Origin of the sequence: Enterobacter sp. SORGH_AS_0287 (genome assembly GCF_031453695.1) — a bacterium.
Taxonomy (GTDB): domain Bacteria; phylum Pseudomonadota; class Gammaproteobacteria; order Enterobacterales; family Enterobacteriaceae; genus Enterobacter; species Enterobacter ludwigii.
On sequence record NZ_JAVIZW010000001.1, the window covers coordinates 4530312 to 4554825 of the forward strand.

Annotated in this window: 19 protein-coding genes and 1 pseudogene; 14 read left to right on the top strand and 6 right to left on the bottom strand. The window is 55.2% G+C overall.

The features are described from left to right. The first annotated feature begins 61 nt into the window (after positions 1-61). The 4 genes from QE396_RS21575 to rlmM all read left to right on the top strand — a co-directional run bounded on the left by QE396_RS21575 (position 62) and on the right by rlmM (position 3084). Positions 62-289, top strand: a complete 228-nt coding sequence (locus QE396_RS21575) for a YgdI/YgdR family lipoprotein (RefSeq protein WP_003862759.1) — start codon at positions 62-64, stop codon at positions 287-289. 349 nt (positions 290-638) lie between these two features. Continuing rightward, on the top strand, positions 639-1556 hold the full coding sequence (gcvA, locus tag QE396_RS21580) for a glycine cleavage system transcriptional regulator GcvA (RefSeq protein ID WP_014171433.1): 918 nt from the start codon (positions 639-641) through the stop codon (positions 1554-1556). 39 nt (positions 1557-1595) lie between these two features. Then, the gene (locus QE396_RS21585; protein WP_008499646.1) at positions 1596-1991 is read left to right on the top strand and encodes a DUF423 domain-containing protein; all 396 of its coding nucleotides are present in this window, start codon (positions 1596-1598) and stop codon (positions 1989-1991) included. Continuing rightward, entirely contained in the window at positions 1984-3084 is a 1101-nt protein-coding gene (gene rlmM, locus QE396_RS21590) for a 23S rRNA (cytidine(2498)-2'-O)-methyltransferase RlmM (protein WP_020883791.1), read from the top strand. Before QE396_RS21585 ends, rlmM begins: the two co-directional genes overlap by 8 nt. 57 nt (positions 3085-3141) lie before the next feature. On the opposite strand, the gene xni is transcribed toward rlmM, so the two are convergent. The 5 genes from xni to queF all read right to left on the bottom strand — a co-directional run bounded on the left by xni (position 3142) and on the right by queF (position 9576). Further along, positions 3142-3897, bottom strand: a complete 756-nt coding sequence (xni, locus tag QE396_RS21595) for a flap endonuclease Xni (protein ID WP_020883792.1) — start codon at positions 3895-3897, stop codon at positions 3142-3144. A gap of 112 nt (positions 3898-4009) precedes the next feature. Then, the gene (locus tag QE396_RS21600; RefSeq protein ID WP_020883793.1) at positions 4010-5377 is read right to left on the bottom strand and encodes an L-serine ammonia-lyase; all 1368 of its coding nucleotides are present in this window, start codon (positions 5375-5377) and stop codon (positions 4010-4012) included. A gap of 65 nt (positions 5378-5442) precedes the next feature. Next, positions 5443-6738 carry an HAAAP family serine/threonine permease gene (locus QE396_RS21605; RefSeq protein ID WP_020883794.1) on the bottom strand — a complete coding sequence of 432 codons (1296 nt, stop codon included), beginning with the start codon at positions 6736-6738 and terminating at the stop codon, positions 5443-5445. 514 nt (positions 6739-7252) lie between these two features. Beyond that, complete coding sequence (gene ppnN, locus QE396_RS21610; protein WP_014171428.1) at positions 7253-8617, bottom strand: nucleotide 5'-monophosphate nucleosidase PpnN; 1365 nt, start codon at positions 8615-8617, stop codon at positions 7253-7255. A gap of 116 nt (positions 8618-8733) precedes the next feature. Further along, positions 8734-9576: an NADPH-dependent 7-cyano-7-deazaguanine reductase QueF gene (gene queF, locus QE396_RS21615; RefSeq protein WP_020883795.1), complete on the bottom strand. Its 843-nt coding sequence runs from the start codon at positions 9574-9576 to the stop codon at positions 8734-8736. A gap of 69 nt (positions 9577-9645) precedes the next feature. Here queF and syd point away from each other — a divergent pair, with 69 nt between their 5' ends. The 8 genes from syd (at position 9646) to QE396_RS21655 (ending at position 18042) form a co-directional block, all read left to right on the top strand. After that, positions 9646-10191 carry a SecY-interacting protein gene (gene syd, locus QE396_RS21620; RefSeq protein WP_020883796.1) on the top strand — a complete coding sequence of 182 codons (546 nt, stop codon included), beginning with the start codon at positions 9646-9648 and terminating at the stop codon, positions 10189-10191. Between the two features lie 630 nt (positions 10192-10821). Beyond that, positions 10822-11151 carry a YqcC family protein gene (locus QE396_RS21625; protein WP_020883797.1) on the top strand — a complete coding sequence of 110 codons (330 nt, stop codon included), beginning with the start codon at positions 10822-10824 and terminating at the stop codon, positions 11149-11151. Continuing rightward, entirely contained in the window at positions 11148-11933 is a 786-nt protein-coding gene (gene truC / locus QE396_RS21630; protein WP_047366611.1) for a tRNA pseudouridine(65) synthase TruC, read from the top strand. Before QE396_RS21625 ends, truC begins: the two co-directional genes overlap by 4 nt. Before the next feature lie 15 nt (positions 11934-11948). After that, on the top strand, positions 11949-12398 hold the full coding sequence (locus QE396_RS21635; protein WP_014171421.1) for a flavodoxin: 450 nt from the start codon (positions 11949-11951) through the stop codon (positions 12396-12398). 372 nt (positions 12399-12770) lie between these two features. Further along, positions 12771-14126 carry an MFS transporter gene (locus QE396_RS21640; protein ID WP_020883799.1) on the top strand — a complete coding sequence of 452 codons (1356 nt, stop codon included), beginning with the start codon at positions 12771-12773 and terminating at the stop codon, positions 14124-14126. Continuing rightward, entirely contained in the window at positions 14126-15466 is a 1341-nt protein-coding gene (locus QE396_RS21645) for an enolase C-terminal domain-like protein (RefSeq protein ID WP_020883800.1), read from the top strand. The genes QE396_RS21640 and QE396_RS21645 overlap by 1 nt, the downstream gene beginning before the upstream one ends. A gap of 15 nt (positions 15467-15481) precedes the next feature. Then, a complete protein-coding gene (gene gudD / locus QE396_RS21650; protein ID WP_309952414.1) occupies positions 15482-16819 on the top strand; it encodes a glucarate dehydratase in 1338 nt (445 codons plus the stop codon). A gap of 77 nt (positions 16820-16896) precedes the next feature. Next, positions 16897-18042: a glycerate kinase gene (locus tag QE396_RS21655; RefSeq protein ID WP_020883802.1), complete on the top strand. Its 1146-nt coding sequence runs from the start codon at positions 16897-16899 to the stop codon at positions 18040-18042. Between the two features lie 46 nt (positions 18043-18088). Here the strand turns inward: QE396_RS21655 and barA are convergent, their stop codons facing one another. Next, positions 18089-20848, bottom strand: coding sequence for a two-component sensor histidine kinase BarA (barA, locus tag QE396_RS21660; RefSeq protein ID WP_020883803.1), 2760 nt, complete (start codon positions 20846-20848; stop codon positions 18089-18091). A gap of 57 nt (positions 20849-20905) precedes the next feature. Between barA and rlmD the strand changes: the two genes are divergently transcribed. Next, entirely contained in the window at positions 20906-22204 is a 1299-nt protein-coding gene (gene rlmD, locus QE396_RS21665; protein ID WP_020883804.1) for a 23S rRNA (uracil(1939)-C(5))-methyltransferase RlmD, read from the top strand. A gap of 51 nt (positions 22205-22255) precedes the next feature. Continuing rightward, positions 22256-24488 (top strand): annotated as a pseudogene (gene relA / locus QE396_RS21670) (GTP diphosphokinase). The last annotated feature ends 26 nt before the right edge of the window (positions 24489-24514 follow it).

Consider the following 24514-nt stretch of genomic DNA (forward strand, 5'->3'; position numbering starts at 1 on the left):
AATGTTTAAGCCTGTTATAAATCGATGTTTGAATAGCATTAATTGCTAAAGGAGAATAAGCATGAAAAAGACAGCCGCCATTATCTCTGCCTGTGCGTTGACCTTTGCCCTGAGCGCCTGTTCCGGTAACAACTACGTAATGCATACTAACGATGGCCGTTCTATCGTCTCTGAAGGGAAACCGACAACCGATAACGACACCGGTATGATTTCGTATAAAGATGCGAACGGGAACAAGCAGCAGATTAATCGCACTGACGTGAAGGAAATGAAAGAAATCGAGCATTAATCGATCGCAGGCGAAAAAAAAGCACCGCAAATTGGCGGTGCTACATTAATCACTATGGACAGACAGGGTAAATGTACAGGAAGTGAAAAATTGGTAGCGTTGCTACCGTGGTCTGAATCGCAGACCAATTGCAAACACAACAACACAACATCACAACCGTAAGCCAAAAGCCCTTCAGAACACGCATTCCGAAAAAAGCTCTTCGTTCCGGCTCAGGAAGTGCCGCCACTATAGGTATTTGCTGGTAGTTCCTCAACGGACAAATTATAATGGCTCAGATAAAAAAAACTAATAGGTTAAACATTGTTTCCTGTTTGTTAAATCTCGTTAACATCTAAGCCAGATAACCATGTCGAAGCGATTGCCACCCCTAAATGCATTACGTGTTTTTGATGCAGCAGCACGTCACCTGAGTTTCACGCGCGCAGCCGATGAGCTTTTTGTGACACAGGCCGCAGTAAGTCACCAAATCAAGTCTCTGGAGGATTTCCTGGGCCTTAAGCTGTTCCGTCGGCGCAACCGTTCATTACTGTTGACCGAAGAGGGGCAGAGCTATTTTCAGGATATTAAAGAGATTTTTTCCCAGCTCACGGAAGCCACGCGCAAGCTGCAGGCCCGCAGTGCAAAAGGCGCGCTGACGGTAAGTTTATTACCCAGTTTTGCCATTCAGTGGCTGGTGCCAAGACTCACAAGCTTTAACTCAGCTTATCCGGGAATCGACGTTCGAATCCAGGCGGTGGACCGTCAGGAAGACAAGCTGGCCGATGATGTGGACGTCGCCATTTTTTATGGCCGCGGTAACTGGCCAGGCTTGCGTGTGGAAAAATTATACGCAGAATATCTGCTGCCGGTCTGTTCACCGCTGCTCTTAACGGGCGAAAAGGCGCTGAAGACCCCCGCTGACCTGGCACGACATACGCTTTTACATGATGCTTCTCGCCGTGACTGGCAAACTTATACCCGTCAATTAGGTCTTAATCATATAAACGTGCAGCAGGGCCCCATTTTTAGCCACAGCGCAATGGTGTTACAGGCTGCCATTCACGGGCAAGGCGTGGCGTTGGCGAATAACGTCATGGCGCAGTCCGAAATTGAGGCAGGCCGTCTGGTTTGTCCATTTAATGATGTGCTGGTCAGCAAGAACGCGTTTTATCTGGTTTGTCATGACAGTCAGGCAGAACTGGGTAAAATAGCCGCTTTCCGACAGTGGATTCTGGCGAAAGCGGCGAGTGAGCAAGAAAAATTCCGCTTCAGGTATGAACAGTAACTTTTGTGTGCCGGGCACGCATCACTTTAGGATTTAAACATGACCAGCCGATTCATGCTGATTTTTGCCGCGGTGAGTGGCTTTATTTTTGTTGCACTGGGCGCCTTTGGCGCACATGTATTAAGCAAGTCGTTGGGGGCGGTAGAAATGGGCTGGATCCAGACCGGCCTTGAATACCAGGCATTCCACACGCTGGCGATTTTTGGGCTGGCGGTGGCAATGCAGCGCCGCATCAGCATCTGGTTTTACTGGAGCAGCGTATTCCTGGCGTTAGGCACCGTGTTGTTCAGCGGTAGTCTGTACTGCCTGGCGCTTTCGCATTTACGCCTGTGGGCGTTTGTTACACCTGTCGGCGGCGTCAGCTTCCTGGCAGGTTGGGTATTAATGTTTATCGGAGCCATCCGTCTGAAACGCAAGGGCGTTGTTCATGAATAAGGTTGTTTTATATTGTCGCCCGGGGTTTGAGAAAGAGTGCGCCGCGGAAATTACTGATAAAGCGGCGAAGCGCGAAGTCTTTGGCTTTGCACGCGTTAAAGAAAATGCCGGCTACGTCGTATTCGAGTGCTACCAGCCTGAGGATGCGGATAAACTCGCGCGTGAGCTGCCGTTCAGCTCACTGATCTTCGCTCGCCAGATGTTTGTCGCCGGTGAACTGTTAAAAGATCTTCCGCCGGAAGACCGCATCACGCCGGTTGTGGGTATGCTACAGGGCGTCGTGGAAAAGGGTGGCGAGCTGCGTGTTGAAGTCGCGGACACCAACGAAAGCAAAGAGCTGATGAAGTTCTGTCGTAAGTTCACCGTACCGCTGCGCGCTGCACTGCGTGACGCAGGCGTGCTGACAAACTACGAAACGCCAAAACGTCCGGTGGTGCATATATTCTTTATCGCCCCCGGCTGCTGCTATACGGGTTACTCCTACACCAATAACAACTCTCCCTTCTTCATGGGCATTCCGCGGCTGAAATTCCCTTCAGATGCGCCAAGCCGTTCGACCCTGAAGCTGGAAGAGGCGTTCCACGTGTTTATCCCGGCGGATGAGTGGGATGAGCGTCTGGCGAACGGCATGTACGCGGTCGATCTCGGCGCGTGTCCGGGCGGCTGGACCTATCAACTGGTAAAACGCAACATGTGGGTCTCTTCGGTTGATAACGGCCCGATGGCCCAAAGCCTGATGGATACCGGACAGGTCACCTGGCTGCGTGAAGATGGTTTCCGCTATCGTCCCACCCGCAACAACATCTCCTGGATGGTATGCGATATGGTTGAGAAGCCGGCAAAAGTGGCCGCGCTGATGGCCTCCTGGCTGGTGAACGGCTGGTGCCGTGAGACTATCTTTAACCTCAAGCTACCGATGAAAAAGCGCTATGAGGAAGTCTCGCAAAACCTGGCCTATATCCAGGCGCAAATGGATGAGCACGGCATTAACGTGGAGATTCAGGCGCGCCAGCTGTATCACGACCGCGAAGAAGTGACGGTGCACATTCGTCGCTGGTGGGCTGCTGTCGGCGGACGTCGCGACGAGCGATAATACGCGTTACATTGCCCGGTGGCGTTTTGCTTGCCGGGCGATTCATCTGAAAACGATTTAACGTTCTAAGCGCAACTGCTGCAAGTTCCCGTCCAGCTGCAAATCCGTCTGTAACGTCGCCACATCCCGGCAGATAAAGGCCATCTCTTTATGCGCCTCCAGCTTCTTGCGCCATTTTTCCGGGACCTCGTCCAGCCTGGCGTAAATCCCTTCCAGACTCTGAAAATCCGTCAGCAGTTGGGCGGCACTCTTCGGCCCGATGCCTGCCACTCCCGGAACCTTCGAGCTGCTTATTCCGGCCAGCCCCCAGTAGTCAGGAAGTTGTTCCGGCGAGACGCCAAACTCACTGGCGATAAAGGGGGCATCAAGCCAGCGCTTCTGGAAGTAATCGCGGATGCGGACGGTGGGCGAAAGCAGCTGGCAGTAGCCTTTATCGGTTGAGACGATGGTGGCCTGATGCCCGGCGTTCGCGACCTTGACGGCTAACGTGGCGGCCAGATCATCGGCTTCATTGCCATGGGCTCCCCAGCAGGGAACGCCGCGCTGTTCAAAGGCGGCGCGAATGGCCGGCATTTCGGCATGCAAATCGTCAGGCATCGGTGCGCGCCCGGCCTTGTAGTCGGGAAGGCGCTGGTGTCGCCAGCCGCTGTTACGCGCTTCGTCATCAAAAACGGCAACCACATGGGTCGGTTCGCTATGGCGGATAAGTTGCTCCAGCGCGTGCAGACACGTGTCCTTACAGGGTGTACCTTGCACCGCATGGATCCGGCGAATGAGGTTGAGCGCATCGACGATAAGCAAATGAACAGCCACAGATAATCTCCCTTCTGTTTAATGGGGGAAGGGTAACATTGTCAGCGGTGGGAAACTATGTGCGGTGGGGAAAACAGGAAGAAGCCTCGCAAAACGAGGCTTCCTGAAAGGCTCAATCGCAGGTCACAATCTTCATCGCCAGACCGCCGCGAGATGTTTCGCGGTATTTGGCGTTCATATCTTTACCTGTTTCGTACATGGTTTCGATAACTTTATCGAGGCAAACGCGCGGTTCACTGGTACGACGCAGCGCCATACGTGCGGCGTTGACCGCCTTCACGGAGGCGATGGCGTTACGCTCGATGCAAGGCACCTGTACCTGTCCGGCAACCGGGTCGCAGGTCAAGCCCAGGTTATGTTCCATGCCGATTTCAGCCGCAATACAGACCTGTGTCGGGCTTGCGCCCAGCAGTTCTGCCAGACCCGCCGCAGCCATGGAGCAGGCGACGCCAACTTCACCCTGACAGCCTACTTCTGCACCGGAAATGGAGGCGTTCATCTTGTACAGTGAACCAATCGCACTGGCGACCAGCAGGTAGCGTGCCAGCGAGTTGGCGTTCACTTCGCGGATAAACTTGTCGTAGTACGCCAGTACCGCCGGAACGATACCGCAGGCGCCGTTAGTCGGTGCTGTCACCACGCGGCCACCCGCAGCGTTCTCTTCGTTTACCGCCAGCGCGAACATATTGATCCAGTCAACGACCGCCATAGGGTCCGTGGTCGTTTTGTCGGTGCTCACGAGCATCCGACGCAGCGCTGCCGCACGGCGTGGTACGCGAAGCTTACCGGGCAGAACGCCTTCGGTAGTGATCCCGCGTTCGATACCGCCGCGCATGACTTCCCAGACGCTGGTGAAGTGCTGCTCCAGTTCCGCTTTGCTATGCAGGGCCAGCTCGTTTTTCATCATCAGGCCGGAAAGGGAGAGCCCCGTTTCCTGGCAGTGACGCTGAAGATCTGCCGCGGTTTTGTACGGATAAGGCACGTCAACGGAAGATGTGCTGGTTTCACCAAAGTGGTCTTCGTCGACGATAAACCCGCCGCCGATAGAGTAGTAAGTCTGGCTGTATACCGCTTTGTCGCCTGCCAGTGCGGTAATACGCATTCCGTTTTCGTGCAGTGACAGGTTGTCTGCATGGAAATTCATGCAATGATCAACCGGGAATTCCACTTCATGTTCGCCATTTGCCAGCAGCAGGCGACCGTGGGTATTGACGTCCTGGATGAAACCAGGGATCGCATCAATATCAACGGTATCCGGCAGGTTTCCTGCCAGGCCCATGATAATGGCGATATCGGTATGGTGGCCCTTACCTGTCAGGGAGAGAGAGCCGTACACATCGACAACCACGCGGGTTACGTCGTGCAAAATGCCGCGCGCAATCAAGTCATCCGTGAACTGCTTACCGGCTTTCATTGGTCCGACGGTGTGAGAGCTGGAAGGACCAATACCGATTTTGAAAATATCGAATACGCTAATCATGATGCGTCCATTGCTTTCAGTCAGAGGGGGAGGAGTGCGCCGTCCTGAGACGGCGCGGGTGATAATCAGAACATGGTGTACAGGGAGTAGAAGATTGCGGAGATAGCGATAAGCCCCATGATAACCACGAAGATATTGCTAATCTGACCGCTGTACTTGCGCATGGCAGGTACTTTCTGAATCGCGTACATCGGCATCAGGAACAGAATCATCGCGATAACCGGGCCGCCCAGGGTTTCAATCATGCCCAGGATGCTTGGGTTCAGCGTGGCAACTGCCCAGGTGGTGACCAGCATGAACAGCGCGGTCATCTTGTTCAGTTTGTTGACTTCAATGCTCTTACCTTTACCGCGCAGAGATTTAATCACCATACCGTTGAAGCCTTCACGTGCGCCCAGGTAGTGGCCGAGGAAGGATTTGGTAATGGCGATGATCGCGATGATAGGTGCCATCCACGCGATGACCGGTGCGTTAAAGTGGTTCGCCAGGTAAGACAGAATGGTGATGTTCTGCTCTTTCGCTGCTGCCAGATCCGCCGGGGAGAGGCTCAGTACGCAGCTGAAGACGAAGAACATAACGGTCAGCACCATCATGATGTGTGCACGCGCCAGGATGCTGGAGCATTTCTTCTCTGCACCGTCGCCGTACTCTTCACGCTTCGCCACGGCGAAGGAGGAGATGATCGGTGAGTGGTTAAAGGAGAATACCATCACCGGGATCGCCAGCCACAGGGTCATCAGCAGGCCGTTACCGGTTGCAGATGCGCTGCTCAGGGAGAGCGTTTCCAGCGCGGCACCGTGCCACTGTGGAATCAGATACAGCGCCAGTACCATCAGTGCAGCCACAAACGGGAACACCAGGATGCTCATCGCTTTCACGATCATCTGCTCACCGAAACGGACAATGGTCATCATGCCCACAATCAGGATCAGAGACAGAATGGCACGCGGTGGTGGCGTCATGTGCAGCTGGTGCAACATGAAGCTTTCAACGGTGTTAGTGATTGCAACGCTGTAAACCAGCAAAATGGGGTAAATCGCGAAGAAGTAGAGCAGGGTAATCAGTTTACCTGCGCCCACGCCAAAATGTTCTTCAACGACTTCAGTAATGTCTTCGCCAGGATTTTTACCGGACAGCACGAAGCGGGTCAGGCCGCGGTGCGCAAAGTAGGTCATCGGGAAGGCAATGATAGCCATGATGATCAGCGGAATCAGACCGCCGACGCCTGCGTTAATAGGAAGGAACAATACACCAGCGCCGATAGCTGTGCCGTAAAGGCCAAGCATCCACATGGTATCTGATTTGCGCCAACCACTTCGGGATTCAATCGAAGCAACGGTGCTGGTTTGAGTGGTTTCCATCTGTATCTCCTGGAGGAAGCAAATTGTCAGGTTTGTAGTCAAATCCGATGAAAAAGTGCCTGACGGTAATATGAAATTCGTTCAGTGACGGTTTTTTAATAATTTTCGCCCGTAACTATTGGCGGGCGGAAAGATACATTCTCGTTATGAATCTATCAGTGATCCCGATCCCAATTGCAATAATCCACTTTTGATGTGGGCATCTTTAGACCATTTATCTATTAAAAAAACATCGAATAGGATTTACGGGCGCGAAGGCTACCATCAACAACATGTGAGCTAAAAGAGAACCCGCGAAGATAGGTGTCTTACGCTGTAAAGAAATGGGTTTTTAGGATTTTCTGGCAGGTAATTTAGTTTAAGGCTGATAATTTACGGTTGTAAAAACGAGGTAATCGTTTGCGTGGCTTCATAGTTTGTAAAAGGTATAAGCAATATCTATGAGTTGTTTCGGTAATAAAAAAGCCGGGCCCCACAGCATCGTGGCCCGGCTTTTATCAGGAGAGTGAAAATGTTACGTGCAGATTTCGTAGCAAGGAATGTACGCTGACCCGGGTAGCTTCATGCGGTGCTGGGCAACAAAGCCCTGCAGCATGTCATCCATGCGGCGCATCATTTCGCGATCGCCATGAATCTTATACGGACCATACTTCTCGATAGCACGGATGCCCATCTCTTTCACGTTACCCGCCACGATGCCGGAGAAGGCGCGTCGCAGGTCGGCAGCCAGGACTTCTACCGGCTGGTCCGGGTACAGTTTCAGGTTGGCCATGTTTTCGTGCGATGGTTCGAACGGGATCTGCAGGTCTGGCGCGATGCGGATTGACCAGTTAAAGCTGTAGGCATCTCCGGTGTCGCGACGGTTCTCTTTAACCAGCGGCATCGCTTTTTTCATCTGACGCGCCACTTCTGCCGCATCGTCAATGATGATGCGATAGTGACGACGCGCGGTTTCCCCCAGCGTATGCACGATAAACTCGTCCAGTACGCGGAAGTAGTCAGCGCTCTCTTTCGGCCCGGTCAGGATCAACGGCAGAACCTGATCTTTGTTAGCCGGGTTCATCAGAATACCCAGCAGGTAGAGCAGCTCTTCTGCGGTTCCCACGCCGCCCGGGAAGATGATTATCCCGTGGGCGATACGGACAAACGCCTCAAGGCGCTTCTCGATATCCGGCATAATAATCAGTTCGTTAACCAGCGGGTTAGGTGGCTCAGCGGCGATGATCGACGGCTCGGTCATGCCGATAAAGCGCCCTTCTTTGTAACGCTGCTGAGCGTGTCCCACTGCCGCGCCTTTCATTGGCGCTTCCATCGCCCCGGGACCACAGCCGGTACAGATATTCAGCTCACGCAGGCCGAGTTGGTTACCCACCCGACGGGCATAGAGATATTCGGTTTCGTTAATCGAGTGACCACCCCAGCAGACGACCATATTAGGGGCTTCGCCCACATGCAGGGCGCGGGCGTTACGTAAAATGGAGAACACCAGATTGGTGATATGTACCGAGCTTTCCAGGTCGAGATGCTGGAAGCGGCCTGCGTTGTGGATCTGCCCGTTAACAAACAGGATGTCACGCAGCACGGCAAACAGGTTGGCCTGAAGGGAGCGAATGATGCGCCCGTCCACAAAGGCCTCTTCCGGCGGGTTGATCACTTCAAGTTTCACGCCACGCTCGCGGCGCAGCACGTTGATATCAAAGCTTTCGAAGCGGGACAGCAGCTCTTTACTGTTGTCGGTCAGGCTTCCGGAGTTCAGTACGGCAAGTGAACAGTTACGAAACAATTGATAAAGATCGCTGCTGGCCGTGCGTTTAAGCATGTCCACTTCCAGCTGCGACAACATATCCATTGAGCCAAGAGGGCTAATATGTGTAATCAAGTGAGCTCCTTACGGGACGATTATCGTCTTTCCCTGTTGATTACAATAGCCCTGGCTTACGACGTTTCACAACCTAAAGCGCGGAATAGACCGCGCATATTGCGAAAATATTTAGGTTACTGGCGTACAAGACGGCCGGTGGCAGGCACAAAGTCTGTGTTGGTGCGCCATGGATTGATATCCAGACCACCGCGGCGGGTGTAGCGCGCATAAACGCTTAACGTTTCGGGATGACAGAAACGCTGAATATCATTAAAGATGCGCTCCACGCACTGCTCGTGGAATTCGTTGTGATGGCGGAACGACACCAGGTAGCGCAGCAGTTTTTCCCGGTCAATCTTCGGACCGCGATACTGGATCTGCACGGAGCCCCAGTCCGGCTGATGGGTGATCAGGCAGTTGGATTTCAGTAAATGACTTACCAGCGTCTCTTCAACGGTCTTTCCGCTTGCCGCATTTTCGAGGTAATCGGTACTGAATTCGTAATTATCCACTGCGATATCCTGATCGTCGATGCAGGTGCCGTTGAAGTGGGCAACCGGCTGCCCTTCCAGCTCATTCAGACGATAGAGTGACACGCTCACCTTGCCCTGTGCGCAGGCGCTTAAATCCCGCTCCAGGGTATGCTGAACCTCTTCCTGACTGTCAAATTTGGTCTGGTTAAAGCTGTTGAGATAGAGCTTAAAGCTTTTGGATTCCACCAGGTTTTGGCTGGCATAATCCAGTTCAACATGGCCCACAGCAACCTGCGGCAGACCGCGGGCGTTGAGCCAGGAGAGCTCGTACAGCGTCCAGATATCACCGCCAACAAACGGCAGCGCGTCAGCGCGCAGGCCCAGAGGATCGCGATTCAGACTGCGCGGTACGCCCTGCAGCAGGCTTGCATCGTAGGTGTCGCGGTAATCGGTCGATTTACCCAGCGTTAAGCCCGTTAACGCCTGATGATTTTCGTAAGACATGTTTCATAGCCACTTTACAGGTACACTTATGGGCTGAGTTTATCCTGTCTTACAAGAAGAGAGAAATCGGTGGACATCGAAACTGCAAATGCCCTCACTGCCTTCACGACCCGCTATTGCGATGCATGGCATGAAACGCACGGCACATGGCCGCAAAGCACTGACTTATATGGTGTACCTTCGCCATGTATTATCTCTTCTCCGGATGATTACGTTATCTGGCAACCGCAACCCCCGACGGGTGAGCAAAATGTAAATGCGGTTGAACGGGCAATGGACATTGTGGTACAACCAGCGGTTCACGCGTTTTATACCACGCAATTTGCAGGGGATATGCCTGCGCGATTTGCTGATATCACGCTGACGCTGTTGCAGACCTGGAGTGAAGACGATCTGCAGCGTGTTCAGGAAAACCTGATTGGTCATCTGGTCACGCAAAAACGCCTTAAGCTTTCTCCGACGCTCTTTATTGCCACGCTGGACAGTGAACTGGACGTTATCTCAGTCTGCAACCTGTCTGGTGAAGTGGTTAAAGAGACCATCGGTACCCGCAATCGCGAGACTCTCGCCCCCTCACTTGCGGAATTCCTCACCCGACTTGAGCCACTTCTGTAATCCACGATGCCATCGCGCGTGTGAGAGATCTCTTACAGAGTTGTGAGAGATCGCTGGATCATTCAGTATTGCCTTATTTAATTAAGATTAACATTACTCTATTTTTCAATACGTTAATGAGATATCGCCGCGTCCAGGGGGGCACGGGACGGCTTACAGCGCTGCCAGCATGGGTTGTAAGACGAAGCAGAATAGCGGATTCTAGTTGTGTCGACAGGACGCCGACACGAGAAACGAACATCAGGATGATGGCGTTTCTCACCAGGAACACGTCAGGATGACGCTGCAGGAAGGCTTCAGGATGAAGCAAAAGGATCGCGCAGGATGCGTAAGGGACACCTCCAGGAAGGGAGAATGAGAGCCGGTCAGGATGGTCGGTGGGTCAGGATGGCCAGGACGTTTCAGGATGAAACAAACACATCAGGACGATGTGAGCAGGATGCATAAGGTGAAGGATGACCAGGCCTTCGGGCTTCAGGAAAAGTTGTCACGGATGAGCAGGGAGCACGAATTGTAGCTGGATTGCTGCGGAACGAACCGGGAGCACTGTTTTTACAGTGCTCCCTTTTTTTATTTCTGCCTCCTGCAATGCTATGCTGCGCGCCGTTCACTTTTTCAGTTGAGGTTACTATGACGCAACACGATAGCGTTCGTGCCCGGTTGCACGCCATCGAGGCATTATTGCGCCAACATCAGCTGTGGCAGGAGACCGCGCCGCAGCCAGAAGCCTTCGCAAGCACTCAGCCGTTCTGTCTGGATACGCTGGCACCGTTCGAATGGCTCCAGTGGGTATTAATTCCGCGCATGCACGCGCTGCTCGACGGCGGCCACCCGCTGCCGCAGGCGTTCGCTGTTGCGCCTTATTATGAAATGGCGCTGGACGCGACCCACCCTGCGCGCGATGTCATGCTGATTGAGCTGGAAAAGCTGGATGCTGTGTTTGTCGGTGAAGATGCATGACGCTTGAGATCCTCTATCAGGATGAGTGGCTGGTCGCGGTAAACAAACCGTCTGGCTGGCTGGTGCACCGAAGCTGGCTGGACCGCGATGAAAAAGTGGTGGTGATGCAAACCGTGCGCGACCAGATTGGTCAGCACGTCTTTACGGCTCATCGTCTCGACAGGCCAACCTCCGGTGTGTTGCTGATGGGGCTTTCCAGCGAAGCGGGCCGCCTGCTGTCGCAGCAGTTTGAACAGCACCAGATCCAGAAACGCTACCACGCGATCGTTCGTGGCTGGCTGACGGAGAGCGCCACGCTCGATTATCCGCTGGTGGAAGAGCTGGACAAAATTGCCGATAAATTTGCCCGCGATGACAAAGGCCCGCAGCCTGCCGTGACGGATTACCGCGGCATGGCCACCACGGAAATGCCGGTGGCAACCAGCAAGTTTCCGACCACCCGCTACAGTCTGGTTGAGCTGTTGCCCAAAACCGGGCGCAAACACCAGCTCCGCCGTCATCTGAAACATCTGCGTCATCCGATTATCGGTGACAGCAAGCACGGCGATTTGCGCCAGAACCGCAGTGCTGCCGAACATTTTGGCTGCGACCGCCTGATGCTGCATGCCAGTGAACTGAGCCTGACACACCCGTTTACTGGCGAACCGCTGACTCTCTATGCGGGGCTGGATAACGTCTGGATGCAGGCCCTGTCACAGTTTGGCTGGCTGGGGCAACTCCCCGAAAATGAAAGGGTTGAGTTTGTATCGGGCAACGTTCAGGATGAACAGCAAGCGCAATAATCAAGGAAATACATCATGGCTGAAGTGGGCATTTTTGTCGGCACAATGTACGGCAACTCGCTGCTGGTAGCAGAAGAGGCTGAGGCGATACTCGCAGGTCAGGGCCATAAAGCCACGGTCTATGAAGACCCGGAACTGGCAGACTGGGAAAAGTACAAAGATAAATACATTCTGGTGGTTACCTCCACTACCGGGCAGGGCGATCTGCCGGACAGCATCGTGCCGCTTTTCCAGGCAATCAAGGATCAGCTTGGCTATCAGCCAGATGTTCACTACGGCATCATTGCTCTGGGCGACAGTTCTTACGCCAATTTCTGTGGTGGCGGTAAGCAGTTCGATGCGCTTTTGCAGGAACAGAGCGCGCAACGCGTCGGTGAGATGCTGCTGATTGATGCCGGTGAACACCCTGAGCCAGAGAGTGAATCGAACCCGTGGGTTGAACACTGGGCCACGCTGCTTAAATAACCCTCTGGCCGGGCAGCCCTTCGCATACCCGGGCCCCCGCGCCCACGTGGCGCGAGCGCAAACACAAAACGGTAACGTCGGTTACCGTTTTGCTTTTCTCCCGCCTTCCGGCGAATTCCGTGAACTACCTTCCACTGCTTTGGGCTTATGCCCCAAACAACTTCTCATTGACCCCTCAATGTTGTGTTCATGCACGGTGAGGGACAGAGGCACTTCTCCCTATACTTTTCCGGTCAGTCATCAAAAAGGCAGTGCGCACTATAAAACGGCATCAAGCCGTACCAAAACTGCCAAATACTAACCCTCATTCTGGTTACCCTACCGGTGCTGTACAGAATGAACTGGCGAGAGCCTGGATTCAGGAGTGCAACAATGAGTACATTAAGCCACGCGGCGAGCAGCGCTGAGAAGCGCACAAATGCGCGCTACTGGATAGTGGTGATGCTGTTTATCGTCACATCCTTTAACTATGGTGACCGTGCCACGCTGTCGATTGCCGGTTCTGAAATGGCAAAAGACATCGGTCTTGATCCGGTTGGCATGGGCTACGTTTTCTCCGCATTTTCATGGGCCTACGTTATAGGCCAAATTCCTGGCGGCTGGCTGCTTGATCGTTTTGGCTCCAAACGCGTCTATTTCTGGTCCATCTTCATCTGGTCGGCATTTACCCTGTTGCAGGGCTTCGTCGATGTGTTCAACGGATTTGGCATCATCGTTGCGCTCTTCACCCTGCGCTTCCTGGTGGGCTTAGCCGAAGCACCTTCCTTCCCCGGTAACAGCCGTATTGTGGCGGCGTGGTTCCCGGCGCAGGAGAGGGGAACGGCGGTGGCAATTTTTAACTCTGCGCAATACTTTGCGACGGTGATCTTTGCACCCATTATGGGCTGGCTGACGCATGAAGTGGGCTGGTCACATGTCTTCTTCTTTATGGGTGGGCTTGGGATCATCATTAGCTTCGTCTGGCTGAAAGTGATCCACGAACCGAACCAGCATCCCGGCGTGAATAAAAAAGAGCTGGAATACATTGCTGAAGGCGGGGCGCTGATCAACATGGATCAGAAATCGGCAAAAGCAAAAGTGCCGTTCAGCCAGAAATGGGCGCAGATCAAACAGCTCGTCGGCTCGCGCATGATGATCGGCATCTATCTGGGCCAGTATTGCATTAACGCCTTAACTTACTTCTTCATCACCTGGTTCCCGGTTTACCTGGTGCAGGCGCGCGGGATGTCGATCCTGAAAGCGGGCTTTGTGGCGTCAGTCCCGGCTATCTGCGGTTTTGTAGGGGGCGTGCTGGGGGGCGTGATTTCCGACTGGCTGATGCGTCGTACAGGCTCTTTGAATATCGCGCGTAAAACGCCGATTGTGCTCGGTATGCTGCTCTCCATGACCATGGTGTTCTGTAACTACGTCAGCGCTGAGTGGATGATTATTGGCTTTATGGCGATGGCCTTCTTCGGTAAAGGGATCGGTGCCCTCGGCTGGGCGGTCATGGCGGATACCGCACCGAAAGAGATCAGCGGCCTGAGCGGTGGACTGTTCAATATGTTTGGCAACATCTCCGGGATTGTGACCCCCATTGCCATCGGCTACATCGTGGGAACCACCGGCTCCTTCAACGGCGCGCTGATTTACGTTGGCGTACACGCGCTGGTGGCGGTCCTGAGCTACCTGGTTCTGGTGGGTGATATCAAGCGAGTGGAACTTAAACCTGTAGTGGAGCGCGGCTGATGACGACTCAATCAAGCCCGGTGATTACCGACATGAAGGTCATACCGGTGGCCGGACAGGACAGTATGCTGCTCAACATCGGTGGCGCACATAACGCCTGGTTTACCCGTAATATCGTGGTGCTGACGGACTCCGCGGGCCACACCGGCGTTGGGGAAGCGCCGGGTGGCGAGGTTATCCACCAGACGCTGGTAGACGCCATTCCGCTGGTCGTCGGGAAGGAGGTAGCTCGCCTCAATAACGTGGTGCAGCGGGTGCACAAGGGCAATCAGTCGGCAGACTTTGACACGTTCGGCAAAGGCGCCTGGACGTTCGAACTGCGCGTCAACGCTGTCGCCGCGCTGGAGGCTGCTCTGCTTGATTTACTGGGTAAGGCGCTGAAGGTCCCGGTCTGCGAACTGCTGGGGCCAGGAAAACAGCGCGACGCGGTGACGGTGCTCGGTTATCTGTTTTACGTTGGCGATCGCAACAAAACCGACCTGCCTTATCTGGCGCATTCCCCTGGCGACCACGAGTGGTACCACCTGCGTCACCAGGAGACACTTTCCGGTGAGGCGGTGGTTCGGCTGGCGGAAGCCGCGCAGGATCGCTACGGATTTAAAGATTTCAAGCTGAAAGGCGGCGTATTGCCCGGCGAGCAGGAGATTGAAACTGCCCGCGCGCTCAAAAAACGCTTCCCGGATGCGCGCATCACGGTGGATCCGAACGGTGCATGGCTGCTGGATGAGGCCATTGCCTTATGCAAAGGGCTGGACGACGTGTTGACCTACGCGGAGGACCCGTGCGGGGCCGAGCAGGGCTTCTCGGGCCGTGAAGTGATGGCGGAATTCCGGCGTGCCACCGGTCTACCGGTGGCCACCAATATGATCGCCACCAACTGGCGTGAAATGGGCCACGCGGTGATGCTGAACGCGGTCGATATTCCGCTGGCGGACCCGCATTTCTGGACACTCTCAGGTGCCGTTCGCGTCGCACAGCTCTGCGACGACTGGGGACTGACCTGGGGTTGTCACTCCAACAACCATTTCGACATTTCGCTGGCGATGTTCACGCACGTTGGCGCGGCGGCTCCGGGCAACCCGACCGCCATTGATACCCACTGGATTTGGCAGGAGGGAGAAGCCCGCCTGACGAAAGAACCGCTGGTAATCAAAAATGGCAAGATTGCCGTACCAGATGCACCGGGGCTGGGCGTTGAGCTTGACTGGGATCAGGTTCATCACGCACATGAGGCGTATAAAAAACTGCCAGGTGGCGCGCGTAACGACGCGGGGCCGATGCAGTACCTGATCCCCGGCTGGACATTTGATCGTAAGCGCCCTGTTTTTGGACGTCACTGATAAAAGGATTGAACGATGAGTACTTTTACTACCCCTGTAGTCACTTCCATGCAGATCATTCCGGTCGCCGGCCATGACAGCATGTTGATGAACCTGAGCGGAGCGCATGCGCCGTTTTTCACCCGCAATATTGTCATTATCAACGATAACTCCGGGCATACCGGCGTGGGTGAAATCCCCGGTGGTGAGAAGATCCGCAAAACGCTGGAAGAGGCCGCTCCGCTGGTGGTGGGAAAAACGCTGGGCGAATATAAAAATATCCTCAATACCGTGCGAAGCACCTTCGCTGACCGTGATGCCGGCGGTCGTGGCCTGCAAACCTTCGACCTGCGAACCACCATTCACGTGGTCACCGGTATCGAAGCCGCGATGCTGGATCTGCTGGGCCAACACCTGGGCGTTAACGTTGCGTCGCTGCTGGGCGAAGGCCAGCAGCGCAGTGAAGTGGAAATGCTGGGCTATCTGTTCTTCGTTGGCGACCGCACGCTGACGCCGCTGCCGTACCAGAACCAGGCGGATGAAAAATGTGACTGGTACCGACTCCGCCACGAAGACGCGATGACCCCGGATGCGGCGGTGCGCCTGGCGGAAGCCGCGTACGAAAAATATGGCTTTAACGATTTCAAACTGAAGGGCGGCGTGCTTGCGGGTGAACAGGAGGCGGAAGCCATTACCGCACTGGCAAAACGTTTCCCGCAGGCGCGCGTCACGCTCGACCCGAACGGTGCCTGGTCTCTGGATGAAGCTATCCGCATTGGTAAACAACTGAAAGGCGTGCTGGCGTACGCGGAAGATCCGTGCGGGGCTGAGCAGGGCTTCTCGGGCCGTGAAGTGATGGCGGAATTCCGTCGCGCCACCGGTTTACCCACCGCGACCAATATGATTGCCACCGACTGGCGTCAGATGGGGCACACCCTGTCGTTACAGTCTGTCGATATTCCGCTGGCAGACCCCCACTTCTGGACGATGCAGGGGTCGGTGCGTGTGGCACAGATGTGTCATGAATTTGGCCTGACCTGGGGCTCGCACTCCAATAACCACTTTGATGTCTCGCTGGCAATGTTCACCCACGTGGCCGCTGCTGCACCGGGCACGATCACCGCTATCGATACCCACTGGATCTGGCAGGAAGGAAATCAGCGACTGACCAGAGAGCCGTTTGAGATCAAAGGAGGCATGGTGCAGGTGCCAACTACGCCGGGTCTGGGCATTGAGCTGGATATGGATCAGGTGATGAAAGCCCACGAGCTGTATCAAAAACATGGTCTGGGGGCACGCGACGATGCGATGGCCATGCAATATTTGATACCTGACTGGAAATTCGACAATAAACGCCCGTGCATGGTACGATAAACGCATTGGGACCGCTCCCATGGGCGGTCGTTTACGTGGTGTATGCTTAACGTAATGACTATGCGTAAGGATGGCTTATGAAGATTGTTATCGCACCGGATTCGTATAAGGAAAGCCTGAGTGCCCTTGAGGTAGCCACCGCGATTGAGCAGGGTTTTCGCGAGATTTTCCCCGCGGCTGACTTTGTGAAATTGCCGGTCGCCGATGGTGGAGAAGGTACCGTAGAAGCTATGGTGGCGGCGACGCAGGGGCGCATTGTCCATGCCTCTGTCTCAGGCCCGCTGGGTGAGCCTGTGGACGGGTTCTATGGCATTTCCGGTGACGAACAGAGCGCGTTTATTGAAATGGCGGCGGCAAGCGGTCTGGAGCTGGTCGCGCCTTCGCAACGCAATCCCCTTCTTACCACCTCCTGGGGGACCGGCGAGCTTATCCGACACGCGCTGGATGCGGGCGTTAAGCATATTATTATTGGCATTGGCGGCAGCGCCACCAATGACGGTGGTGCCGGCATGGTGCAGGCGCTGGGGGTAAAGCTGCTGGATACCAACGAGCAGCCCCTTGGACAGGGGGGCGGCGAGCTGGCAAAACTGGCCCGTATCGACCTGAGCGGGCTGGATAAGCGTCTGGCGGAGTGCCGGATTGAAGTCGCCTGTGACGTCACTAATCCGCTCACCGGAGACGAAGGGGCATCCGCGGTCTTTGGCCCGCAAAAAGGCGCCACGCCGGAGATGATTGTGACCCTGGATAACGCCCTGGCGCATTACGCGCAGGTCATTGCCCGGGATCTGGATATCGACGTCATCAACCTTGCCGGCGGCGGTGCGGCGGGTGGGATGGGGGCGGCACTCTACGCTTTCTGCGGTGCGCAGCTTCGTCAGGGGATTGAGATTGTCACCGATGCGCTGCATCTGGCAGAGCAGGTGGCTAACGCCGATCTGGTGATTACGGGAGAAGGGCGCATTGACAGCCAGACGATCCACGGCAAAGTGCCGGTGGGCGTCGCGAAGGTGGCTAAACGCTTTAATAAACCGGTCATCGGTATTGCGGGTAGCCTGACGGCGGATGTCGGGGTGGTACATAATCACGGCATCGACGCGGTATTCAGCGTGATTTATACCATCTGTTCGCTGGAGGACGCGCTGGAAAATGCCAGCGACAATGTGCGGATGGCCGCTCGCAATATCGCTGCAGTGCTGAAAGTGGGGCAGGCGTTCAGGCTCTGAACGGCGGGCAATCCTGTTTGCCCTCTCCCGGCGGGAGAGGGCAACGCTAGTTACCTAACACCTTCATGGCTTCCCGCGTCACATTATCCATCTCGTCCAGCAGCTCCAGAAATTCCGGTTCAAGCTCTGTTTCCGGCGTGCCCGCGCGAAGCTGTTGCTCCAGCAGCTGGCAGAGATTCTTCAGCCGCGGCACACCGCTGTAGCCGCAGCTACCGTGCAGCTTATGAATGGCTTCCAGCAGATCTTCCGGGTTTTCACCCACCAGCTGCTCTTCGACCTTATTACGAATTTCTGGCAGAAACGCGACCAGCATTTGCAGCATATCGCGGGCCAAATCAGGCTTACCCGCCGCCTGGCGCAGCGCAAGCTGCCAGTCAAAAGTGGCGTTTTGATTGACGCTGATTTCCACCGGTTCGGACGATACCGTGTACGTTCCGCCGATATGCCCCGGCTTATAGCGTAACAGCAGGCTATGCAGCTTCTCTTCGTCGATAGGTTTGGCCAGATAATCATTCATTCCGGCGCTCAGCAGCTTCTCTTTCTGACCGGCCATCGCGTGGGCGGTGACCGCAATCACCGGCGTTTGCTGCTGATGCGGGAGCTGACGGATCAGCTCGCAGGCACGAATGCCATCCATGCCGGGCATTTGAATATCCATCAGAATTAAATCGAACTGCATCTGTTTCGCATGCTCAACCGCCTGCGCACCGCTGGTACACAGCTCTACGTGCTGAACCTGATCTTCAAGCAACACGCCAATCAGCTTCAGGTTGGCCGGATTATCATCCACCGCCATTACGCTCATCGGCAATTTTTGTTCATCGTCAATCAGCGGCAGGGCGTGCTGGCTCAGACGACAGTATTCCGTCAGTGCTGGCAGCAGGCGGGTCGCGGTAAGTGGCTTAAGCAGGCAGGCGGCGGCCCCGTCATTTTTTAACTCTTCTGCATTGATCTGGGCATGACACGGCAGGGCCAGCAGCAGGTAGTCGGTCATCGATGCGGCTTTCGCCAGCCGTTCCTGTTGCATGGTGAGCTCGCCGGTAAAGGTGACCGGGACCCCCAACAGCAGGATGTCGTAATGCTCCACGGCAAGCGCTGAGAAGGTAGGGCTGTAGATCACCTCCAGCGGCGTGGTGCTTAAGATATCAAGCGTACACTGCGCCGCTGCGGCGTTCGGCTCAACGTAGGCAAGGCGCATTCCTTTCAGGCAATTGGTTACCGGACCGTCGGTCAGCACGTTCGGGTTAAGGTCCAGATTGATATGGAACCAGAACGTGGAGCCCCGGTTTGGCTGGCTGTGGAAAGAGATATCTCCCCCCATCTCCTTAACCAGTTTCTGTGTGATAACCAGACCCAGCCCCGTGCCGCCATGACGTCTGGAAATACTTGCATCGGCCTGACGAAACGCCTGGAACAGACGGGACTGATCCCGCTCCGGAATACCGATGCCGGTATCGCGGATCTGAACTTCAATCTGAACCTTGTTATTACTGATGGAGCGCTTTTCCACCAGAATATCAATGTTGCCGCTTTCGGTGAATTTGATGGCGTTACCGACAAGGTTTGTAATCACCTGCTGCAGGCGCAGCGGGTCGCCAATGACGTTATCCGGCACGTCATTTTTAATGTTGAGCGTCAGCTCCAGGCCTTTATCGTGCGACGAGTGTGCGAGCAGCGTCACCACTTCATCGAGCGTGCTGCGCAGCGGGAACGGGATGCTCTCCAGGATCAGCTTGCCGGCTTCCAGCTTGGAGAAGTCCAGCACATCGTTGATGATCGCCAGCAGGTTGTTGGCCGAGCGCTCAATGGTGTGCAGATGATCGCGCTGGGTTGGGTTCAGCTCGCTTTTTAGCGTCAGACGGGTAAAGCCAATCACGCCATTGAGCGGCGTACGCAGCTCGTGGGACATATTCGCGAGGAACTCGGATTTGATACGTGCGGCTTCCTGCGCGCGTTTTTTCGCCAGATCCAGCTCAACGTTCTGAATCTCCATCTGCTCCAGGGTTTCGCGCAGGTCAGAGGTCGCCTGGTCGACGTTGTGCTGCATCTCTTCGTGATACGCTGCCAGCGACATCGCCATCGAGTTAATGCCGTTTTTGAGCATATCGAGCTCGCCCAGCATAAACCCTTCCACCCGGCTGTCGAGCTGGCCCCGGCGAATGCGGTCGACGGTGTTAACCATGTTGCGAATGGGCCCCGTCACGTCACGCATCAGGCGCCAGCCGAAGATAAGTGCAATCCCGATACAGAACAGCATCATAACGCCGGAGATGAAAATTTCTTTGTACTGCTGCAGACGCACCGACTTGAGATCCAGCTCCAGCGCCACATATCCGAGCATATTGTCGCTGGATTTGGCGTCAGACTGGGCGGATTCATCGGGTGAGTAGCTTTCCGAAATAATCGGGGTGCGCAGGATCATGATATCGCCGCGTCGCAGCACGGTGAGGTGGCGCGGGAAGGGCGTACCGTCAGGAATTTTCAGGGCCGCTGGATCCAGATGAAAATTCGAGGTGACAAAGAGGCGGTTATGCTCGTCGTAAACGGAGATGGCACGCACGATATCCGAATGACGGCGGTGCAGCACGCTGATTAACTGACCTATCGATTCGCGGTTTTGCAGGTTCATCCCATACTCACTGGAGACGGCCAGCGGTTCGATAATGCTGGCACCGGCATCTTCCAGTTGCCGCTGCAAATCGTTATAGCGGTGCACCACAAAAAAGATACTCAGCAGCAAACCGATGAGAACGGTGGGGGCGAGGATCAAAATCATCATGCGCGCGCGCAGGCTGTAGTTGGTCATGGCGTTCCGTTATGGGACAATTAGGATAATTATGTTTATGTGAGAAAAATCTCGGCGATGGCGCAATTCTACTCTGCAAAGCGACGCGTGACGACGCGTCAGATCATAACTGTTGAAGCCACTGACCTCGATCCCTTTGGCCAGGGGGTTGCGCGTCATAATGGTAAGACACTGTTTATAACAGGTTTACTGCCAACAGAACGAGCAGAAATTACGCTGACGGAAGATAAACGCCAGTTTGCACGCGGGCAGGTTAAGCATCGTCATAACGATAGCCCGGACCGCGTGAAGCCTCGCTGCCCGCATTTTGGCGTCTGTGGTGGCTGCCAGCAACAGCATGTCAGCACAGAATTACAGCAAAAAAGTAAAAGCAGCGCCCTGGCCCGCCTGCTTAAGCACGACGTCAACGAGATCATCGCCGACCAGCCCTGGGGCTATCGTCGTCGCGCGCGTTTGAGCCTGAGCTATCAGCCAAAAACTGAGCGGCTGGAGATGGGGTTTCGCAAAGCCAGCTCCAGCGATATCGTCGATATCAGGCAGTGCCCCATTTTGGTGCCCCGTCTTGAGGCATTGCTTCCTGACGTGCACGCCTGCCTCTGCGGACTGGACGGCGTTCGTCACCTCGGGCACGTCGAACTGGTCATGGCCAACAATGGCCCGCTGATGGTGCTGCGCCACACCGCGCCGCTGTCGAAAAAAGATCGCGAAAAACTGGAACGCTTTTCGCATTCCCACGAGCTGGCGCTTTTCCTTGCCCCCCAAAGCGAGATACTTGAGCAACTGACAGGTGAAGCGCCCTGGTATGCGTCAAACGGGCTACGCTTAACGTTCAGTCCGCGCGATTTCATTCAGGTAAATGATGGCGTCAATCAGCAAATGATTGAGAAAGCGCTGATGTGGCTCGATGTGCAGAAGAGCGATCGGGTACTTGACCTGTTCTGCGGAATGGGCAATTTCACGCTGCCTTTGGCCCGGCAGGCGGCAAGCGTTGTGGGCGTCGAAGGCGTTGAGGCGCTGGTGGCTAAAGGGCAGGAGAACGCACGACAGAACGGCTTGCAAAATGTGACATTCTTTCACCAAAATCTTGAGGAAGATGTGACACAGCAGCCGTGGGCGACGCAGGGGTTTGACAAAATTCTTCTCGACCCGGCGCGCGCAGGTGCGCCGGGTGTAATGCAACATATAATTAAACTCGCGCCCAGGCGCGTGGTCTATGTTTCCTGTAACCCGGCAACGCTTGCCCGAGACAGTGAGGCATTAATCCGTGCGGGTTACCAGATTCAGCGTCTGGCAATGCTGGACATGTTCCCGCACACTGGGCATCTGGAATCGATGGTGTTGTTTGAGCACATCTAATTAGTTTGGCTTGTCGACTTCGACAGGCCCTGGTCCCTAAAGGAGAGGACAATGGTTGCGGTAAGAAGTGCACATCTTAATAAAGCTGGGGAGTTTGACCCACAAAAATGGATAGCAAGTCTGGGGATTTCCAGCCAGCAGTCGTGTGAACGCTTAACCGAAACCTGGGCCTACTGTCAGCGCACCACTCTGGGGCATCCTGACGCCGAACTGTTATTGTGGCGCGGCGTGGAGATGGTTGAAATCTTATCCATGCTGAACATGGATATCGAAACGCTGCAGGCCGCGCTTTTGTTCCCTCTTGCCGATGCGGATGTCGTCACTGAAGACGTGCTGCGCGACAGCGTCGGGCAATCCGTCGTGGCGTTGATCCACGGCGTACGGGATATGGCGGCAATCCGCCAGCTCAAAGCCGCACATACCGATTCCGTCTCCTCAGAGCAAGTTGATAACGTTCGCCGGATGCTGCTGGCCATGGTGGACGATTTCCGCTGCGTGGTCATCAAGCTCGCTGAACGCGTTGCCCACCTGCGCGAAGTAAAAGATGCGCCGGAAGACGAGCGCGTACTGGCCGCGAAAGAGTGTACGAACATCTATGCACCGCTGGCGAACCGCTTAGGGATTGGTCAACTGAAATGGGAGTTGGAGGATTACTGCTTCCGTTACCTTCACCCGGCAGAATATAAGCGGATTGCAAAACTCCTGCACGAGCGCCGCATTGACCGCGAGCACTATATTGAGGAGTTCGTCAGCGGATTGCGCCAGTCGATGAAAGAAGAGAATGTGCGGGCTGAAGTCTATGGTCGACCCAAGCACATCTACAGCATCTGGCGCAAAATGCAGAAGAAACATCTCGCCTTTGATGAGCTGTTTGACGTGCGCGCCGTGCGCATCGTTGCGGAGCGTCTGCAGGATTGCTACGCCGCGTTAGGGATAGTACATACTCACTTCCGCCATCTGCCAGATGAGTTCGATGACTATGTCGCGAACCCGAAACCTAACGGTTATCAGTCTATTCATACCGTGGTGCTGGGGCCTGGCGGCAAAACGGTCGAGATTCAAATTCGTACCAAACAGATGCACGAGGACGCTGAGCTTGGCGTCGCGGCGCACTGGAAATACAAAGAGGGGACGTCAGGTGGCGTGCGCTCTGGTCATGAAGACCGCATTGCCTGGCTGCGTAAGCTGATTGCGTGGCAGGAAGAGATGGCGGATTCCGGCGAAATGCTGGATGAAGTGCGAAGCCAGGTCTTTGACGACCGGGTCTACGTCTTTACGCCGAAAGGTGACGTGGTCGACCTGCCAGCAGGCTCCACGCCGCTGGACTTTGCCTATCACATCCACAGTGATGTGGGGCACCCGCTGCATCGGGGCGAAAATCGGCGGGCGTATCGTACCGTTTACCTATCAGCTGCAGATGGGCGACCAGATTGAAATCATCACGCAGAAGCAGCCTAACCCGAGCCGTGACTGGCTTAACCCGAACCTGGGCTATGTTACCACCAGCCGCGGGCGCTCAAAAATTCACGCCTGGTTCCGTAAGCAGGATCGTGACAAGAACATTCTTGCCGGTCGCCAGATCCTCGACGACGAGCTGGAACATATCGGCATAAGCCTGAAAGAGGCCGAGAAATTCCTGCTGCCGCGCTACAACTTCAACGAGCTGGATGAGCTGCTGGCGGCGATTGGCGGCGGTGATATCCGTCTTAATCAGATGGTGAACTTCCTGCAGGCGCAGTTCAACAAGCCAAGCGCGGCGGAGCAGGATGCGGCGGCGCTGAAGCAGCTGCAGCAGAAAACCTATGCGCCACAACAGCGCAGCAAAGACAATGGCCGCGTTGTGGTGGAAGGGGTGGGTAATCTGATGCACCACATTGCCCGCTGCTGCCAGCCAATCCCGGGTGATGATATCGTTGGCTTTATCACTCAGGGACGCGGGATTTCCATTCACCGTTCAGACTGCGACCAGCTTGCTGAGCTGCAGTCGCATGCACCGGAACGTATTGTGGAAGCGGTCTGGGGCGAGAGCTACTCGGCGGGGTACTCGCTGGTGGTTCGCGTCACCGCAAACGACCGTAGCGGCCTGCTGCGTGATATTACGACCATTCTCGCGAACGAAAAGGTCAACGTGCTGGGCGTGGCCAGCCGCAGCGATACGCGCGAGCAGCTTGCCACCATCGATATGACCATCGAAATATACAACCTGCAGGTGCTGGGCCGCGTGCTTGGCAAACTGAACCAGGTCCCGGATGTGATTGACGCACGTCGTCTGCACGGCGGGTAAGCCCACCTTTCTGTAAGCCGGGTAAG